17 protein-coding genes are annotated in these 19,440 nt (G+C 39.3%); 2 read left to right on the top strand and 15 right to left on the bottom strand.

The annotated features are described in order from the left end of the window. Positions 1-63: 63 nt before the first annotated feature. Entirely contained in the window at positions 64-2,046 is a 1,983-nt protein-coding gene (locus tag JQ843_RS02190) for a peptide ABC transporter substrate-binding protein (protein ID WP_203212782.1), read from the bottom strand. Between the two features lie 173 nt (positions 2,047-2,219). Here JQ843_RS02190 and JQ843_RS02195 point away from each other — a divergent pair, with 173 nt between their 5' ends. Further along, complete coding sequence (locus JQ843_RS02195; protein ID WP_203212783.1) at positions 2,220-3,233, top strand: lactonase family protein; 1,014 nt, start codon at positions 2,220-2,222, stop codon at positions 3,231-3,233. 44 nt (positions 3,234-3,277) lie between these two features. Here JQ843_RS02195 and JQ843_RS02200 read toward each other — a convergent pair whose 3' ends face one another. The 11 genes from JQ843_RS02200 to guaA all read right to left on the bottom strand — a co-directional run bounded on the left by JQ843_RS02200 (position 3,278) and on the right by guaA (position 15,986). Beyond that, positions 3,278-3,697 carry a F0F1 ATP synthase subunit epsilon gene (locus JQ843_RS02200; RefSeq protein ID WP_004256585.1) on the bottom strand — a complete coding sequence of 140 codons (420 nt, stop codon included), beginning with the start codon at positions 3,695-3,697 and terminating at the stop codon, positions 3,278-3,280. 10 nt (positions 3,698-3,707) lie between these two features. Further along, positions 3,708-5,114 carry a F0F1 ATP synthase subunit beta gene (gene atpD / locus JQ843_RS02205; protein ID WP_000094357.1) on the bottom strand — a complete coding sequence of 469 codons (1,407 nt, stop codon included), beginning with the start codon at positions 5,112-5,114 and terminating at the stop codon, positions 3,708-3,710. Between the two features lie 85 nt (positions 5,115-5,199). After that, positions 5,200-6,078, bottom strand: coding sequence for a F0F1 ATP synthase subunit gamma (locus tag JQ843_RS02210; protein WP_000301224.1), 879 nt, complete (start codon positions 6,076-6,078; stop codon positions 5,200-5,202). 15 nt (positions 6,079-6,093) lie between these two features. Further along, on the bottom strand, positions 6,094-7,599 hold the full coding sequence (gene atpA / locus JQ843_RS02215) for a F0F1 ATP synthase subunit alpha (protein WP_000996629.1): 1,506 nt from the start codon (positions 7,597-7,599) through the stop codon (positions 6,094-6,096). Between the two features lie 14 nt (positions 7,600-7,613). Beyond that, a complete protein-coding gene (locus tag JQ843_RS02220; RefSeq protein ID WP_004256581.1) occupies positions 7,614-8,150 on the bottom strand; it encodes a F0F1 ATP synthase subunit delta in 537 nt (178 codons plus the stop codon). Beyond that, positions 8,150-8,644: a F0F1 ATP synthase subunit B gene (atpF, locus tag JQ843_RS02225; protein ID WP_001103468.1), complete on the bottom strand. Its 495-nt coding sequence runs from the start codon at positions 8,642-8,644 to the stop codon at positions 8,150-8,152. Before atpF ends, JQ843_RS02220 begins: the two co-directional genes overlap by 1 nt. Positions 8,645-8,657: 13 nt before the next feature. Beyond that, positions 8,658-9,368, bottom strand: a complete 711-nt coding sequence (atpB, locus tag JQ843_RS02230; protein ID WP_000392870.1) for a F0F1 ATP synthase subunit A — start codon at positions 9,366-9,368, stop codon at positions 8,658-8,660. Between the two features lie 33 nt (positions 9,369-9,401). Next, positions 9,402-9,602: a F0F1 ATP synthase subunit C gene (locus JQ843_RS02235; protein ID WP_001054560.1), complete on the bottom strand. Its 201-nt coding sequence runs from the start codon at positions 9,600-9,602 to the stop codon at positions 9,402-9,404. A gap of 314 nt (positions 9,603-9,916) precedes the next feature. Next, positions 9,917-11,203: a peptidase U32 family protein gene (locus JQ843_RS02240; protein WP_203180458.1), complete on the bottom strand. Its 1,287-nt coding sequence runs from the start codon at positions 11,201-11,203 to the stop codon at positions 9,917-9,919. Positions 11,204-11,390: 187 nt separating this feature from the next. Continuing rightward, positions 11,391-13,715: a G5 domain-containing protein gene (locus JQ843_RS02245; protein ID WP_274380307.1), complete on the bottom strand. Its 2,325-nt coding sequence runs from the start codon at positions 13,713-13,715 to the stop codon at positions 11,391-11,393. 708 nt (positions 13,716-14,423) lie between these two features. Then, positions 14,424-15,986 carry a glutamine-hydrolyzing GMP synthase gene (gene guaA, locus JQ843_RS02250; RefSeq protein WP_000065712.1) on the bottom strand — a complete coding sequence of 521 codons (1,563 nt, stop codon included), beginning with the start codon at positions 15,984-15,986 and terminating at the stop codon, positions 14,424-14,426. Between the two features lie 140 nt (positions 15,987-16,126). Here guaA and JQ843_RS02255 point away from each other — a divergent pair, with 140 nt between their 5' ends. Then, positions 16,127-16,825: a GntR family transcriptional regulator gene (locus JQ843_RS02255; protein ID WP_000936192.1), complete on the top strand. Its 699-nt coding sequence runs from the start codon at positions 16,127-16,129 to the stop codon at positions 16,823-16,825. 44 nt (positions 16,826-16,869) lie between these two features. Here the strand turns inward: JQ843_RS02255 and JQ843_RS02260 are convergent, their stop codons facing one another. The 3 genes from JQ843_RS02260 to JQ843_RS02270 are packed head-to-tail and all read right to left on the bottom strand — an operon-like array spanning position 16,870 to position 19,432. Then, on the bottom strand, positions 16,870-17,766 hold the full coding sequence (locus tag JQ843_RS02260; RefSeq protein ID WP_084926887.1) for a DMT family transporter: 897 nt from the start codon (positions 17,764-17,766) through the stop codon (positions 16,870-16,872). Between the two features lie 8 nt (positions 17,767-17,774). Continuing rightward, positions 17,775-18,710: a serine hydrolase domain-containing protein gene (locus JQ843_RS02265; RefSeq protein WP_203212784.1), complete on the bottom strand. Its 936-nt coding sequence runs from the start codon at positions 18,708-18,710 to the stop codon at positions 17,775-17,777. Beyond that, a complete protein-coding gene (locus JQ843_RS02270) occupies positions 18,707-19,432 on the bottom strand; it encodes a CppA N-terminal domain-containing protein (protein WP_203212785.1) in 726 nt (241 codons plus the stop codon). Before JQ843_RS02270 ends, JQ843_RS02265 begins: the two co-directional genes overlap by 4 nt. Between the last annotated feature and the right edge of the window lie 8 nt (positions 19,433-19,440).

The following is a 19,440-nucleotide window of genomic DNA, read 5'->3' on the forward strand; positions in this document are numbered from 1 at the left end:
CTTTTTTAAAGTGCTTACATGGAGACAGCAACATAAAAAATCTCCTCAAAAGAGGAGATTCGATTAGTCTTGAATATGACGGTCTAAGTTCTTCTGATAATCAGCATTGGATTTGGCTTTTTCATCAGCAAATTTCTTGCGGAACTCATCCATTTCTTTAGTAGTGACAATCTTATCTTGGATTTTCAGATACTTGTAGCTATTTTCACTAGTCTTGTCACCTACCCAGCCACCGGCACCACTGCCAGGAACCATTTTCGTCACTAGCATTTGAGCACCATCAGAGTATACTGGAATAACAAGTGCACTATCTGACAACCAAGCTTGAGCCTTAGAATATTTGGAATAACGTTTTTGAAGGTCTGTTTTCTCACTATTTGCATCATCAATCAGTTCTTTGTATTTATCCAATCCAACTGTTTTAATAACTGGATTGTCTGTTCCTGGTGCCACACCAAGAGCACTTAGGAGACTTGGACCTGAAGTTGGATCAAATACATCTAGATAAGTCGATGGATCTGCAAAGTCTGGAGTCCAACCACTGACTGCATTAATATCCCAGTCAGTATTTGCATTGGAAGTAGCTAGAGTAGTCATACTTCCCAATTCGTCATCAGAAACTTGTTGAATATCAACAACTACATTGTCAGAGCCTAAGGCTTCCTCAATGGATTGTTTATAAGACTGAACCTGACGAATAAAATCTGGATTTGATGAAGAAATTGGCAAATCTAAATGAATTGGGAACTGTACTCCATCAGCTTGAAGGGTTTTCTTAGCAGCTTCAAATTTAGCCTTAGCCTTGTCTACATTATGAAGTGAATCTTGGGCATCATCAAGACTGACATCTTTCCAGACATTATCCAATTTATCCAATTCTGTCTTAGTAACTTGACCAAATGTTTGATCTCCTACTTGAACAAATGTTGGAGGAGTGAAACTTGTCCGTAACTTACGAGGTCCTACTTCATCACCAAATACTTGAGAGATCCCTGCTTTGCGATCTACCGCAAAAGCCAAGGCTTGACGGAAATCTTTGTTTAACAAGGCTTTCTTAGTAGAAGTTTTTTCTGCATCACTTGTTTTAGCAGTGTGATTGTAATTTACACGGTCGATATTGGTTGAGATATAAAAAACTCCTCCACGCTGTTGACCATACACAATATTATCCTTGTATTTTTCTTTTAGACGTTCATAGTTAGCAGAGTTTTTAAAGAGTGGTGCAGCTGGATAGTGTCCCTCATCAAAACCGCGTCCTAGAGAGTCTGCATCTTGACCATCAAAGAAGGATAACTTGATATCATCAATAAAGACATTTTGTTTATCCCAGTAGTTTTGATTTTTGGTCATTTCGATAGAAGACTTAGATGTAAGACCTTTGAGGAGATAAGGCCCATTATATAGAATGCTCGTTACATCCGTTGGTTTACCAAAGTCATCTCCTTTAGAAGCTAAAAAGTCTTCATTAACTGGTGCAAGGACTCCCATTGTTGTTTTTGAATTCCAGAAAGATTCTGGATGGTTCAAAGTATAGACTACAGTATAATCGTCAGTTGCTTTTACCCCAACACTAGAAAAATCTGTTGTTTTCCCATTTACATAGTCATCCAATCCTTTGATAGAATCCTGTACGAGATAAAGAGCCTGTGATTTCTTATCTGCTGCGTGTTTCAGACCAGTCACAAAGTCTTGAGCCTTGACTTCACCATACTCTTCCCCCTCATTGGTATACCATTTGATACCCTGACGGATTTTATAAGTATAGGTCAAACCATCTTTGGAAACAGTCCAATCTTCTGCAACTGATGGAACAAGATTCCCATATTGGTCATTTTCAAGCAAACCGTCAATAACGTTACCTGTGACCTGTTTAGTGCTGACATTTCCAGAAACTGTATAATCCAGAGTAGAAGGATCTGATGAAAATACATAGGCATAAGTAACTGGTTTATTTGCTTCTTTATTAGCATTACCAGATGAACACGCTGCTAGGACAGCTGCCGAGAGTACAGCAACTCCTGCTGCTAAGAAAACACGTTTTTTCATAAACAAACTCCTTTACAATTTGTATAGGATTATTATAGCACTTTTCAAAAGGAAATCAATACAAAAACAAGTTAAATTTAATATTTTATTATGTTTAATCATGTGTTATAGAATTCCTCCAACTACAATTTTTTGTGATATAATAGTCATATCTTTATTTTAGAGGTAAAGTTATGAAAGAAACTGTTTATTTTGGAACTTATACACGTCGGACTTCCCAAGGGATTTACAAGGCAGACTTTGATACAGAAACTGGTCAGCTTTCAAATCTAGAACTTTTTGCTACTGAGCCAAGTCCAACCTACCTTGCCTTTGACCAGCATCAACATTTATACACTGTTGGTAGTCAAGACGATAAGGGTGGAATTGCAGCCTATCAAACTAATGGTACCTTATTAAATCATGTCGTTGAAGAAGGAGCTCCCCACTGTTATGTTGCCGTTGATGAAAAGCGTGATTTGGTGTACGCAGCAAACTATCACAAGGGACAGGTCCTTGTTTATAAACGTCAGGAAGATGGTTGTCTTCTACTTAGTGATGTGGATCAACACAGCGGCCAAGGTCCACATGAAAATCAAGCTTCTCCACATGTTCACTATACAGATTTAACACCTGACCACTATCTAGTGACCTGCGACTTGGGTACTGACCAAGTAATTACTTATGATCTTGATTCAGAAGGAAAATTATCTAAGCTCTATACCTATCATAGCCAGCCAGGAGCAGGCTCACGCCATATTATTTTCCATAACCATTATAAAATCGCTTATCTCATTTGTGAACTCAATAGCACTATCGAAGTTCTAATCTACGATGGTGTTGGCGAATTTGAACGCATGCAAGTCATTTCAACTCTACCAGACGGTTATGAAGGCTTTAATGGTACTGCTGCTATTCGTCTCTCTAAAGATGGTAAATACCTCTACGCCTCTAACCGGGGTCATGATTCTATCGCAGTATATACAATTCTTGCGGACGGTAGCTTAGAGTTATTAGAAATCGTTCCAACACATGGTCAGACTCCACGTGATTTTGATTTGACACCAGACCAAGAATTTGTCATTGCTGTCCATCAAGACTCTGACAATGCAACCGTCTTTAAACGCAACTCTGAAACTGGACGTCTAGCAGAACTTTCTAATGACTTCCATGTCCCAGAAGCAGTCTGCATCAGTTTTGCCCCTTAAGAAAACATAAAAAATGAACTTGGTAACTCAAGTTCATTTTTTTCTTATAGTCTATTTCCGACATTAATACGGTTAATGGCACGTTGCAGTGCAATCTTCGCACGACGTTCTTGGTCAATCAAGTGTTTGTCTTGTGCTTCTTCAATTTCACGCTCTGCTCGAAGTTTGGCACGTTCTGCACGACTAACGTCGATATCACGAGCACGTTCTGCAGAGTCAGCAACAATTGTGACAACGCCATTGGCAACTTCGATAACGCCTCCGTTCACTGCAATCCAGTTCACGTGATTTTCATCATCTACACGTTTAACCTTAACCTCATCAACTGCTAAAACTGCAATCATATTTTCATGTCGTGGCAAGATTCCCATCTCACCATCCAGAGTTCGAACTGATACAAAGCTGGCATGGTGATCATAGACGAGACCATCTGGTGTCACGATCTGGACAGTTAACTGAGCCATAGATCACCTCTTAAAATCCCATTTTTTCAGCTTTTGCAATCACATCTTCGATAGAACCTACACCACGGAAGGCATCTTCTGGCAAGTGGTCGTGTTTACCATCAAGGATTTCCTTAAAGCCACGAACAGTTTCAGCAACTGGAACATAAGAACCTGGTTGACCAGTAAATTGTTCAGCAACGTTGAAGTTTTGTGACAAGAAGAACTGGATACGACGAGCACGAGCAACCAAGGTCTTTTCTTCATCAGAAAGCTCATCCATACCAAGGATAGCAATAATATCTTGCAATTCATGGTAACGTTGAAGAACACGTTTTACTTCAGCAGCAACTGCATAGTGCTCTTCTCCAACAATTTCAGGTGCCAAGGCACGTGAGCTTGAAGCAAGTGGGTCAACGGCTGGGTAGATACCCAATTGTACCAACTTACGTTCCAAGTTAGTTGTTGAGTCCAAGTGAGCGAAGGCTGTTGCTGGCGCTGGGTCAGTATAGTCATCCGCTGGCACATAGATAGCCTGGATAGAGGTTACAGAACCCTTTTTAGTTGATGTAATACGCTCTTGCAATTGACCCATTTCCGTAGCAAGTGTTGGTTGGTAACCAACGGCTGATGGCATACGACCCAAAAGGGCAGATACTTCTGAACCAGCCTGAGTGAAACGGAAGATATTATCGATAAAGAGAAGCACGTCTTGGCCTTCTACATCACGGAAGTATTCAGCAATTGTCAAACCAGTAAGGGCAACACGCATACGTGCTCCTGGTGGCTCATTCATCTGACCAAATACCATGGCTGTTTTCTCGATAACGCCTGATTCTTTCATTTCCCAGTAAAGGTCATTACCCTCACGAGTACGTTCCCCAACACCGGTAAATACTGAAATACCACCGTGTTCTTGGGCAATGTTGTGAATCAATTCTTGAATCAAGACAGTTTTACCAACTCCGGCACCACCGAAAAGTCCAACCTTACCACCTTTAAGGTAAGGGGCAAGAAGGTCGATAACCTTAATCCCTGTTTCAAGGATTTCAGAAGAGGTAGACAACTCATCAAAAGTTGGAGCTTTTTTATGAATTGGCTGACGCTCTGCATCTTCTGTAAAAGGAGCTTCCAAGTCAATGGTATCTCCCAAAACATTGAAGACACGTCCCAAAGTTTCTTTACCTACTGGTACAGAGATTGGACGACCTGTGTCCAATACTTCCATTCCACGAGTCAAACCATCTGTTGATTCCATGGCGATAGTACGGACCATACCATCTCCCAACTCCAAGGCTACTTCAAGGACGATTTTTGTTTTTCTTTCGTCATTTTTGTAGACGACAAGTGCATTGTTAATCTCAGGAAGTTTTTCCCCTGCTGCAAACAAGACGTCTACAACGGGACCGATAACCTGAGCAATTTTACCTGAACTCATCTCCTTCTCCTATTCTATATAAGATACTGTCGGTCCCTAGCTTAACTAGGTCCTAAGTTCATTTTCATACGAGCTGGACTAGTGCCTATTCTAAGGCACTAGCTCCTGCTACGATTTCTGTAATTTCTTGTGTAATCGCCGCCTGTCTGGCACGGTTATACTGAATTGTCAAATCATTAATGACTTTCTTAGCATTATCTGTCGCTGTTTGCATGGCTGTCATACCCGCAGCATTTTCGGCTGTCTTAGCGTCGATAATAGCACCATAAATCATACTTTCTGCAAACTGAGGCAACAACTGCTCCAAAATTTCTTCTCGGCTAGTTTCCAATTCAAAGGTCAAGCTGTAACTGTCATCTGCTTCATTTGGATCCAAGTCAACAATTGGAAGCATTTGTTCCACACGCATTTGACTGGTTAGCGTATTGACATGGTGGTTATAGCAGACATAGAGTTCATCAAAAAGTTCATTTTGGTACATTTCAACAGTTTTTGAAATAATCTTACGGACTTCATCAAAGCTAGGTTGGTCTGCCAAGCCACGTAGTTCATAAAGTGGTTGAATACCACGAGCCTTAAAGAAATCAGCTCCCATTCCACCAATACAGATCATTTCAAAACCTTTACCATCTGGATGGTACTCTTCTTTCAGCTCCATAACGGCTTTCAGAATAGAGGAATTATAACCTCCAACCAAACCTCGGTCTGATGTAATGACGATATAGCCTGTCTTCTTAACTGGACGGCTAATCAACATCGGATTGGTTGAACTACCAGCTCCATTCCCATGAAGAATATCCGTCAAAAGTTTACGAACTTTCTGAGCATAAACTTGGAAGTTGCGAGCAGCTTCTTCAGAACGACCCAGCTTAGCAGCTGATACCATCTGCATGGCATTAGTGATTTGACTCGTATTTTTTGTTGAGGCGATTTTTGTTTTAATATCATTTAGAGATACTGCCATCTGACACCTCTATTCTTACTGGAAGCTGGTTTGATTGAGAAACTCTGTAATCGCAGCATCCAAGACTGCTTCTTCTGGCAAGTCTTTTGTATCACGAATGGTTTCCAAAATCTCTGGATGTTGAGCATCAAAGAAGGCATGGAACTCTTCCTCGAAACGAACAATATCATCTACAGGAACAGTATCCAAGAAACCATGTGTCAAAGCATAGAGAATGGTTACTTGTTTCTCAACAGGTAATGGTTTGTGAACAGGTTGTTTCAAGACTTCAACTGTACGACGTCCACGGTTCAACTTAGCCTGTGTTGCTGCGTCCAAATCAGAACCAAACTTAGTGAAGGCTTCCAACTCACGGTATGAAGCAAGGTCGATACGAAGTGTACCAGCAACCTTTTTCATGGCTTTGATTTGTGCAGAACCACCTACACGAGATACAGATGAGCCCGCGTCAATGGCTGGACGAATACCCGCATTGAAGAGACCATCACCAAGGAAGATTTGTCCATCAGTGATTGAAATCACGTTGGTTGCGATATAGGCAGAGATATCTCCTGCTTGTGTCTCGATAAACGGTAGGGCTGTAATAGATCCACCACCAAGTTCATCAGAAACTTTAGCTGAGCGCTCAAGCAAACGGCTGTGAAGGTAGAAAACATCCCCTGGGAATGCTTCACGACCTGGAGGACGACGAAGTAAGAGAGACAGTTCACGATAAGCTACCGCTTGTTTTGACAAATCATCATAAACGATCAAAACATGCTTCCCTTGGTACATAAATTCTTCTGCCATGGCAACCCCAGCATAAGGAGCTAGGAAAAGCAATGGAGATGGTTGTGAAGCAGAGGCTGTCACAACGATTGTGTAGTCCAAGGCACCGTACTGACGTAGTGTTTCTACTTGCGTACGAACTGTTGATTCTTTTTGTCCAATCGCAACATAGATACAGATCATATCTTGACCTTTTTGGTTCAAGATTGTATCAATCGCAATGGTTGTTTTCCCTGTCTGGCGGTCACCGATAATCAACTCACGTTGACCACGACCAATCGGTACAAGGGCGTCAATAGCTTTCAAACCAGTTTGCAATGGTTCTGATACAGACTTACGTTGCATAACACCAGGAGCTGGCGCTTCTACTGGACGAGTTTTGTCAGTGTGGATTTCTCCAAGACCGTCAACTGGACGACCAAGTGGGTCCACAACACGACCAATCAGACTTTCACCTACTGGGACTTCCATGATTTTCCCTGTACGGCGGATTGTATCGCCTTCACGGATATCTGTAAAGTCACCTAGGATGATAATACCAACATCTGTTGACTCCAAGTTTTGAGCCATACCATAAGAGCCGTTTTCAAAAATCAACAACTCTCCACTCATGGCATTTTCAAGTCCGTGAGCACGCGCGATACCATCCCCGATATAGGTTACAACACCTGTTTCAGTCACATCAAAATTGGGTTTGAAATTTTCAATTTGTTGCTTAATTAAAGCGCTGATTTCTTGTGCGTTAATTGCCAAAAGAACACCACTTTCTATTTCAAATTTTCTTTAACAACTTTAAGTTGTTGTTTAATACTCACATCAATTGTCTTGTGATTGGCAAAAATGACAAAACCACCAATAAGACTTTCATCGATTTGTTCTTTTACACTCCTTACTTTAAGAGACATTTTTTTCTCAATCAAAGGGAGCAAGCGACTCTTCTGTTCATCAGTTAAAGGATGAGCTGACGTAATCGTCACTTCAAATCGATTTGTTTCTTTTTCAAGTCGGTTCAAGCAATCTACAAGAATATCATAAAAAAGATTTGCTCTGTGATTGTAGATAAGAACCTGGATAAAGTTTTGCAATAAAGGTGACACAGAGTCTTGGAAGAAAGCAATTGTTTTTTCCTTATCAGACTCGTCTACTGCCACTTTTTTTAAAAAAGAAGGTAAACCTGTTTCTTCAGCAACTTGCTTGATTTGAGCTAAGTCTGAAAAGATACGGTCTTCTTCTCCTTTTTCTAAAACCAATTGGACAAAAGGCATGCTGTATTTTTCAATTACCTTTACTGTTTTCTTGTCCATTAAGCTTCTCCTAACTGATCGATATACTGATCAATGAGTTCTTTATGGGCATGACCGTCAAGGTTTTGTGAGATGATTTTACCAGCCAGGCTGATTGTCAAATCTGCTACCTCACCCTTAACGCTTTGTAAAGCTTCAGCTTTATTTTGAGCAATTTCTTGGTTCGCTTTTTCTTTCAAGCGTCCTGCTTCTAGCTTAGCATCTGCTAAAATACTAGCTTTGCTTTTCTCAGCTGTTTCTTTCGCATTCTCAATGATTGTCTTAGCTTCTTTACGGCTACCAGCCAATTCATCTTCGCGTTTTTGAGCCAATACTTCTGCTTTTTGACGTGCTTGTTCAGCTCCGTCAATATCTGCTGCAATTTTTTCTGCTCTTTGTTCGAAAATACTAGTCAAATTTGACCAAGCATATTTCTTAACCAAGACTAGCAAGAGAATAAAGGAACCAGCGATTAGTATAAAATCACCAAGTAATTCACCTACTGTTACATTCATAAACTACTCCTTTCTATTCTTCATCATTAATTTTATTTCCTAGGTACATTGAAGATAACAATGTAAATACATATGCTTGTACACAAGAAATAAAAACAGAAAATGCAGTCCAGATTAGATTTGTTCCAAAAGCAATAGGATACCAATAGAAGGCCTGATGAGAAAGTAGGACTAACATACTTGCCATCACTTCCCCTGCAAAGATATTACCAAATACCCGCAATGCAAGTGAAAGGAGATTGGTAACTTCTTCCAAGAGATTCATTGGTGTCATAAAACCTGGTGTTACAAATGCTTTTAAATACTTTTTGATTCCACGACGACGAATTCCTTCTACGTGTGTCATTAAGATAATTGTAAAAGACAAGACCAAGTCAAATGACAAATTTGCTGTTGGTGAGGTCCAAAGATTTACACCATCTGTAGTCTGAATTCTAGCCATTAAGCCAATATTATTTGCAATGGCCATAAATAGGAATAAACAGAAATAAAAGAGAGAATAATCCTTTATCATTGGACCAAGGTTTGATTTTGTAAATCCAACAACAAAATCAAATAAATACTCTAATACATTTTGTTTTCCTGTGGGTCTCAAAGTCATATTTCGAGTTGCCCAATAAATAAAGCCAAAAATAAGTGCTACAGTCAACAAAGTCAAAACTACTATGGTTAAATTAAAGGTAACAGGACCAATATTGATGGTTGGATTAATACTTTCTTCCATCTAAAATCCTCCCTTTTTCAATTTATACTTCTTTTATTTGATGATAAATGAAAAGACAAGAGTAACGAAGAAAGTACCTTCAATAAAGGCAACCCCTAGGATCATCAAACTACGTAGTTCTGAGATGATATCTGGTTGGCGAGCAACTGATTTCAACAAACCGTTCATCAACATACCTTCACCAAGAGATACACCCATACAGGCAAGACATAGACCGAAAAATGTTAAATTCATGACGAATTCTCCTTTTAATTAAAATTTACTTACTTAGTTTAGTCCTAAAAATTGGATTTGTCAACTTTTTACCAACATTGAAAGCGCTTAACGGAAATTATTTACAATTTTACTATTTTTGAGTCTATTATATAGAAAACTTTGGAAAAAAATTGTAATAAATCCGTCCATTATCTAGACCTTTCTGAAAAATAATGAAAAAATCCGAGATGAAATCTCGGATGGAAATTAATATATTTTCTTTAACCTAAGGTTCTTTAGTAAGTAGGATTAAAGGGAAAGCAACTAGAAAGCTTTCGTCTCCTACATGTTTATTAAGCACGCACTGTGACGCTAGTTCCATCTTCCTTATAAAGATTGATGAGACCTTCTTTAAGAGCTCGAACCATGTCTCCAGCTTGAACAGGTTGTGGGACTTTGATTGTCAAGAGTTCCATTGGATTTGGAGCGCGGTCTATTTTATTGCCTTTGGCATCATGTAAATTTTCGATATACGTTTCAAAATGACGGAAACCTGGGCCATAAAACTCAACTTGGTCTCCTTCGTTAATAACGTTCCGTTGACGAATAGTTGCTGTTTGTGTCGCATCATCATAAGAAACCACTTCAGCAACAAACTTATACTCAGGAATTTTACGACGAGCACCAAACAACTGCTCATTTTCCGATGGTGTACCGTAGTAGAAACCTGTTGCTAATTCACGTTGGGCAACCTTCCACATCTCATCAATCAAGTCTTGCTTGATAGCTTCAAACTTCTCTGGACTCTCTAGATAAGCATCAACAGCCGCCTTGTAGCAGTTGGTTACAGTTGAAACATAGTGAATAGACTTCATACGTCCTTCGATTTTTAGACTGTCCACACCGTTTTCAATCATATCTGGGATATGGTCAATCATAGACATATCAACGGCAGACATCGAAAATTCTTCTGGAATTTCACCTTTAAGGCTCTTACGTTCTTGACCAAATGGCATGTCGTAAAGATCGTATTTCCAGCGACAAGACTGTGAACAACCACCACGGTTGGCATCACGCATACTCATATGGTTTGAAAGAGTACAACGACCAGAGTAAGAAATACACATGGCTCCGTGGACAAAGGCTTCAATCTCAACATCTGTACGTTTGCGAATTTCAGCTAATTCTTCCATCGAAACCTCACGCGCCAAAACGACACGAGTTAAGCCCAGTTCTTTCCAGAACTCAAGGGTTTCATAGTTAGTGGCACTTGCTTGGGTAGAGAGGTGGATTTCAAGACCTGGTGCTTCAGTCGCTGCAATCATAATCAAGGCTGGGTCAGATACGATAACTGCTGCAATCCCGATATCACGCAGTTTACGGAACCACTCACCAGCACCAGCTTCATTTCCTTCGTGCATAACCATGTTGGCAGCCACATAAACCTTAGCACCATACTTGGCCGCAAACTGGACACCTTCTTCCATCTGTTCAAAGGTAAAGTTTCCTGCACGGCTACGAAGACCATAGGCCTGACCACCGATAAAGACAGCATCTGCACCATACTGAACAGCTACTTTTAGCTTCTCTAAAGTCCCTGCAGGTGATAAAACCTCAGGACGTTTTAATGTTTTTGTCATGTTTTCTCCTATTTGCAATATAAAAGTTTGACGTTTTTCCTTCTCATTTTATAGTAAATAAGCGATAAAATCAAGCCTAGACAGATTGTTTTGACAATTCTAATCTTTTAGATTATTAAAGCAAAAAGATTGTCAAAGAGAAAAAGCCCACAGATGTGAGCCCTTTTCTAATATAGGTTAGAAAAAACTATTTCTCCACTTCTTTTTTCTTGTGTGCAAGAAATCCAAATCCACTCAAAACTCCTAGAAGTCCTAAGACTACAAGATTAGCATGATCTTCTGTACCTGTATTAGGCAATTCCTCTCTCTTACTTGCTACAGAAGTCGGAATTTGTGAAGTTTCTTTTGTCGATTGTTCAGTTGGTGTCTTTGATTTTGGTACTTCTATCTTTGGTGCTTCTACTTTTGGTGCCTCAACTTTTGGTGCTTCTACTTTTGGTGCCTCAACTTTTGGTGCCTCAACCTTTGGTGCCTCAACCTTTGGTGCCTCAACCTTTGGTGTTTCAACTTTTGGCGTTTCAACCTTTGGTGTTTCAACTTTTGGTGTTTCAACCTTTGGTGTTTCAACTTTTGGTGTTTCAACCTTTGGTGTTTCAACCTTTGGTGTTTCAACTTTTGGCGTTTCAACCTTTGGTGCCTCAACCTTTGGTTTCGTACCTACTGTGATAACTTCTTCTACTGCTTCTTCAGTAATCATGGTTGGTTCGTTCGATGTTACTGCACCTGTATTAGGATTCAAGGTATAAGTTGTCGTAGTAGTTGTTTTACCAGATTTACCAGGTCTTGTTACTTCACGATAATCTTTATCTTTTGTATTATCTTCTACATAACGTGTTGTATATGGAGTAGTTGTTTCTACAACTGTTGGTTTCGTACCTACTTTAACCACTTTTGGTACCATAGGAGTTTCTTTTTCAGTCGGCTTACCGTCAGTTACAGTACCATCAAGTTCATTCACAATTTTAGGTGTTGTAGTTACAATTTTACCTTCGCTACCGTTCGATTCAACAATTTCCTTACCATAGTCGATTGTTTTGTCTTCTACATAAGTTGTCGTAATTGGAATTTTTGTTTCTGTTTCTACAGGTGGTAAGTTGTTCTCATACTTCTGTTTATACACATAGGTAATGACAGTTTCACCTTTCACAATCTCTGTAATATCTTGTTTGTCTTGTTCTTTAAAGGTATAACGCTTGTTCTCAAAGTCTAAATCGGTCGGATGAGTTAAAGATACCTCAGAACCTACTTCTTTAAGTTCAGATTTAACACTAGGTGCAATTTCAACACCTTGTTCGTTTACAAACTTCTGAGTCACTAAACCTTTGTTTTGAACTTCTGTATAAGTAACAGTATGGAAAGTGCGAGACACACCGTTGATTGCTTTTTCTGTATCTGTCAATTCAACTCTTTGGAGATTTGATGCATAAACAATGCGAGGTGTAAACTGATTACGTTTATTAGGAACTACTTTACTAGCAATGTACTCTTTTTGAGAAATTGTATTTTCTCCAAGTAAAGATGTTTCTTGTCTATAAGTGTAATCAGCACCAACTGAACGTAATTCAAACTCGGATAATTTAGATTTTGGAATATCAGAAGACGTTATAACCCCTTTCCCCTTAAAACCTTGGACATCTAAGAATTTCGCATATAAATCTTTAATTGGAATAATATTTCCTTGCTTATCCTTATAAGTATAAGTTCGAGTGTAACCAATGAAATCAGTATGATTTTCAGCACGTCGAGTTAAGTTTTTAATAATTACATGAGTCTCAACAGGTTTACTGCTAAATGTAGCGTAAAGTTTGGTTTTTTCAGGTAGTGTATACTCAAATTTAGCAGTTGTCTCAATACTACCGATACCGTAAATACTAGATAAAACACTATCTGAACGAGGTGTGATGGTGTAACTATACACAGTGTTTGGAGTTAGTTCCACTATACGAGCAGGATACCCGATATTCACACGATTTGTTGCATATTTATCTGTAATTCCAATTCGAGCAGGTACCTTAATAAATGTTTCTGTAACTTCCTCAGTAGTTGGTTTCGATACTGCATTATACAAACCTTGAGAATCAGTTAACTCCAATTCATTCGCTTTCAAGTAATGAAGTTCCCCATTACTTGATGTAATTGGACTAACTGAAGCTTCTTTCGAGACATCTTCATCAATATCTCGACTATTTACCTGAGAAACTAATCTAGCTTTTACTTTGATATAATTAGCATTAATAAAAGTATTTTTAAACTCTTCAATCTTAGCTCGATCAGCATCAGCTTGTACTTTCTCTGCTTTTGCAGACTCTAAATCACGAATTTGAGCATCTACTTTCTCTTCGGCAGTTGTGCGTATATGTGTAACCTCAGAAGAACTATTTGCAACACCTACATTTTCAGTGGGTGTTTCTGTAACCTTAACCCCTAAAGCTTTTACTTCTTCAACTTTAGCTTTTAACTCGGTTTCTTTTACCGTATGTGTTGTACTCGTTTCATACTCACTTTGAACCACAGTTTCGCTAGGTGGAGTCTGTGCTGCATTAGGAGGTGTACTTGAATTTGGTTGTTAGTCAGCGCTTACAATCCCATTTAAAAATAAACTCCCTAAAGCAGTCGTTAGGATAATACCACTTAACAAACCTAACTTAGTTTTACGGAGATAGCCATGACCTTTTTCTTGTTTTACTGCTTTATGCAATAGAAACACCAACTTTCATTTATTTTTATTGTTAACATTATTACATAATTAACTAAAAAAGTAAAGGTATCAACTCAAAAATTAAATATAATAAATTTATAAAAACTTCCTAACTACTATACTAGAATTTTCTACAATTCAAAAACCAGTATCGGAACGGATTAATACTGATACGAAACAAAATGACTCTTTATACATCTATAGTAGGATTCAAGACATATTATTTATTTCTTAATCGATATATAAAAGAAATCCTGATTAAACTGTCTTTAAAACTTAAGAAATCAAGGATATGATAACAGGTATGGATATCAGTATATCTATTTTTACCATCTCAAGAGTAGATTCAGAAAATATAACTGTTCTCTTATGATGAGACTTTGGAGGCAACTATTCTGTCTTGTTTTATAAAAGAATAGCTTAACTTTTTACTTAAAATATTCAGCTAAAAAAAGAGAGAACGATTTTGTTCTCTCGAAATCCTTATTTTTCATTTACTATAAGAGTAAAGTATTTATAGTTTTATTCCCACTCAACTGTTGCAGGTGGTTTACTTGTGATATCGTAGACGATACGGTTAACGTGATCCACTTCATTTACGATGCGTACTGAGATTTTTTGAAGAACTTCCCAAGGAATTTTGGCAAAGTCAGCAGTCATACCATCGATAGAGGTAATAGCACGGATTGCAATCGTATAGTCGTAAGTACGACCGTCACCCATAACACCAACTGAACGAACGCCTGTGTTAACAGTGAAATATTGCCAGATATCGCGGTCAAGACCAGCTTTGGCAATTTCCTCACGAAGAATAGCGTCTGACTCACGAACTGTTTCTAGTTTTTCTTCAGTGATTTCTCCCATGACACGGATAGCAAGACCTGGTCCTGGGAATGGTTGGCGCCATACGATATGGTCTGGCATGCCAAGCTCTGTACCAAGGGCACGAACTTCGTCTTTATAGAGAGTGTTGAGTGGTTCGATCAGTTCAAACTGCATGTCTTCTGGAAGACCACCCACGTTGTGGTGTGACTTGATAGTTTGAGCTGTATCTGTACCAGACTCGATAACATCTGTATATAAGGTACCTTGAGCAAGGAATTTCACATCTTTGAGCTTGCTTGCTTCGTCATCGAATACATAGACAAACTCATTACCGATAATTTTACGTTTTTGTTCTGGGTCAGAAACGCCAGCAAGTTTATCAAGGAAACGTTTAGCAGCGTCTGCTTTGACGATATTCAAACCAAACTTACCACCAAGCATGTCCATAACTTGGTCCGCTTCTCCTTTACGAAGAAGACCGTGGTCTACGAAAATACAGATCAATTGATCGCCAATCGCTTTTTGGAGAAGAACCCCAACGACAGATGAGTCAACCCCACCTGAAAGGCCAAGAAGGACACGTTTATCACCAACAGTTTCACGAATTTTTTGAATCTGCATATCAATGAAGTTATCCATTGACCAATCGCCTTTAGCCTTACAAATGTTAAGAGCAAAGTTACGAAGGATATCATTTCCGTATACAGAATGACGAACTTCTGGGTGGAATTGGATACCGTAAATGTGTTTATCTGGGTTTTCGATGGCTGCGTATGGGCAATCAGCTGATGTACCTGTACGAACAAAGTCGGCAGGAATCTCAGTAACTGCATCACCATGGCTCATCAAAACAGTCTGCTCATCAGGTGTTGATTCAAAAAGAGCTGATGGTGTGTGAGTTAGGGTTGATTGACCATATTCACGATTTCCAGCGTCACCTGCAGGAACAACTTTTCCTCCAAGTTTATGGGTCAATAACTGCATACCGTAACAAATTCCCAAAATAGGAATTCCGAGTTCGAAGATTTCTGGGTCAATATCGAATGAACCATCTTCATATACAGAGTTTGGACCACCTGAAAGGATGATTCCTACAGGGTTGATTTCACGAACTTCAGCAGCTGAAATTTTATGACTCTTTAGCTCTGAAAAAACACCAATCTCACGGATACGGCGTGAAATCAGCTGGTTGTATTGACTACCATAGTCCAATACGATGATTTTTTCTACATCTTGCAAATCAGTTGAAATGTTGCTCATCTTTTTCCTTTCTCAAAAGAAATATCTTTTTTCAATATTCTATCACAAATAAGGGCGAATTACCAACTAAACAAGGCGAAGATTGACTTTTTCTAGTTTATTGGGGTACAATAGAGAAAAGATAGAAATGAAGTGAAAATATGCTACCAGCTTATATGAAAATCCATGATCAAATAAAAAAGGATATTGACGAGCACCGTTGGGCTATTGGGGAGAGACTTCCTAGTGAACGAGATTTAGCAGAGCAATTCGAGGTCAGTCGGATGACCCTCCGCCAAGCAATTTCCCTCTTGGTCGAAGAAGGCGTTCTTGAGCGCCGTGTAGGAAGTGGCACCTTTGTATCCAGTACACGTGTACAAGAAAAGATGCGAGGGACAACCAGTTTTACTGAAATTGTTAAGTCCCAAGGTAAAGTACCCTCTAGCCAACTCATTTCCTACAGAAAAACCATTCCCAATGAACAGGAAGTTGCCAAGCTAGGAATTTCTCCAACGGAGAATATTATCCGAATGGAACGGGTTCGCTATGCCGACCAAGTTCCTCTAGTTTATGAAGTTGCTTCTATTCCTGAAAAATTCATTAAGGACTTTAAAAAAGAAGAAATCACCAGTCATTTCTTTCAAACTCTGCAAAAACACGGCTACCGTATTGGTAAATCACAGCAGACTATTTATGCTCGTCTTGCTAAGGAAAAAATTGCCCACTATTTGGAAGTTGAAAAAGGACATGCTATTCTAGGTTTGACTCAGGTTTCCTACCTAGAAGATGGTACTGCATTTGAATACGTAAAAAGTCAGTATGTAGGCGAACGCTTTGAATTTTATCTTGAAAATAATTAGATTACCACGCAAAAACTCTCTGTCACGGACGACAAAGAGTCTTTTTATTTTTCTAAGACTAAATCTTTCAACGAAATCAGAGTTACAGCAAACAATATCATTGCCATACCAAGAAAATCAATAGGATAAAATTGTTCATTCATAATTAGGAAGGCAAAGAAAACTGCCGAAATTGGCTCAATAGAAGCCAACAAGCTTGACTTGACCGGTCCAATCAGACTGGCTCCTTTTAAGAAGGCTGTATAGGCAAAGACAGTACCGATAAGGATAATGCCCGCAAATGCAAGGAGAAAATCAAGACTAGTTGGGATAGCAGTCTGTAGAACCCCTGTAAAAGGAAGGGCGACTAAACCTGCTATGACCATTCCCACACCAATGAGCAAACTGCTCCCCCACTTCTTAATCAAGGCTATGGGCAAAATGATATACAGTGCGTAAGTCAGAGCAGAAAAGAGACCCCAGAACAGGCCTGCAGGTGTCATGGATAACTGGTCCAACTGCCCATGAGTTGCAATCAGGAAGGTCCCTCCAATGGCTAATATGATGGAAACTATCTCTCCCAGTGTCGGTGCCACCTTATCCTTGATACAGCTATAAATCAAAATCCCGACAGGACAAACATACTGAAGCACCGTCGCGGTTCCTGCATTGGTCTCCTGAATAGCAGTTAGATAGGCAAATTGATTGAGGAAGAGACCAATTAGAGCAAAAATGAGAAGAGACAGTAAACTCTTTCTATCATTTAAAAAGGCCAGCATTCTATCCTTTGCAGTAGCATAAGTCAAGACCATGAGAATCCCACCAGCGATTAAAAGACGCAAGTTGGTCAAAACCAGAGCCGAAATTCCGTGTGCCATCAGGTATTGGCCACTCGTTCCTGACAAGCCCCAAGCAATCCCAGCCACAACTGTTAATAGAGTCCCTTTTAAACTGTTTGACATGTCTCTCCTTACTCTTCTTTGCGAATCAAGTCCATCACTTGATTGCGGTCTCCAATCCATTGAGCCCTCTCATCCTTTTCATAGGTACGATTCGATAGGAAAATAGCCGCTTCTTGCTTCTGGCGATTCCACATGATAAAGGTACCTGTATAGCCCGTATGGTCTAGCCAATCTCCTTCCAAATTCCAGGCCAAAGAACGTTCCTTGTCATCCAAAGGAGAAAAATTTTGACTCAAATCTCTTGCAAAATCATCTGATAAATAGTGTTCTAAAAAGATTTGTAGATCCTTTACAGTCGAAAATAAACCAGCACTACCAGCATGTCTGCCCAGGAGACGAGCCTTGGGATCATGTACCACACCTGCCTCGACACCTCTAACTGTTGGAACAGCAAGCTCAACAGGCCCAAACTGGGTATCCGCCATTCCCCAAGGTTTCCAGACTTGCTCCTGTAAAATCACATCCAAGTCTTGATTAAAGATTCTTTCCAAGATAAAACCCAACAGCAAAAAATGGACATCCGAATAAAGAAAGGCTGGCTGATTGCGTCTGTTAAGATGAAACATCGCTTCCTTTAATTCAGGTGCTGTTAAAAGATCACGATTGGGAATAAAAGGATCAAGGTCTGTAGCGTGAGTCAAGAGCTGGCGAATAGTGATGTCTGGATAATCACTTTCAGGTAAAAAATCGGTTACCGGTCTGTCAATATCTAATTGACCTTTTTCCCACAAGAAAGTAAAAACGGTACCAACCCCAACAACCTTGCTGACACTAGCTAGATCATAAACCAGTCCCGGCTCAGTATCCAAGCCATGCTCTGGGGCACTCTGTCCTAAATAGAACTCCGTCCATTTATTACCCTTAAAATACGCAAAAGAGGCTCCGGGATAAATCCCTGCCTCGATTTGTTCTTCTATTTTTTTAATAATCTTGGTCCACTTCATACTTCTTCAAACCACAATTCAACATTATTTCTATCTTTACCAAGGAAGAATTTTTCAGACTTAGGAATAAAATATTCGGTAGACTCAAACTTCTGGCGAAGACTTGCTATATCTAGTTCATTGACCAAGAACTTGAGCATAGATAAATCCCAAGTAGCCGTATTGTCCACAGTCAAATCTTGACCCTGAGCTGGAATAAAATCAAGGGATTCCCCAATTTCAGATAGTTCCAAGACACTATCTACATCCGTTGGGAGGTGTAATTCCATAGAGATCTCAAATTTACTCAAAGAAATTGATTCCAAATCTGTTTGAAATTCAGGTTTTTCTCCTACTTCTACTAGATTTTCTCTGTCATCTTCCGCATGAATCAAAACCAAATCATCTTCTGGAGAGTAAATTTCAAAAGCGTAGCCGTTTTGACCTTTATATAATTGATGAATCGAATCTGTTTTAGATAAGAGTCCTTCAATTTCTAAGGGATTTTCCACTTTGACAATCAATCTAGCTAGTTTTTTTCTTCCCTCTACCTTACGAGTGCGCATACTTGGAGCTTCTTCTAAAACCAGCTTTTCTAGACCTGTTTGATCACCTAGTGACAGAAAGGCTGACTCTTCTAACAAGGCCTTCATGCCAAGGGTTTCTATATAAAATGTTTCATTTAATTTTCTATTATTAACTTTTAAAGTAGGAATAATCCGTACAATCTGATTTACATTCATAAATTCCT

The sequence above is a fragment of the Streptococcus mitis genome (genome assembly GCF_905187495.1).
Classification (GTDB): Bacteria; Bacillota; Bacilli; order Lactobacillales; family Streptococcaceae; genus Streptococcus; species Streptococcus mitis_CU.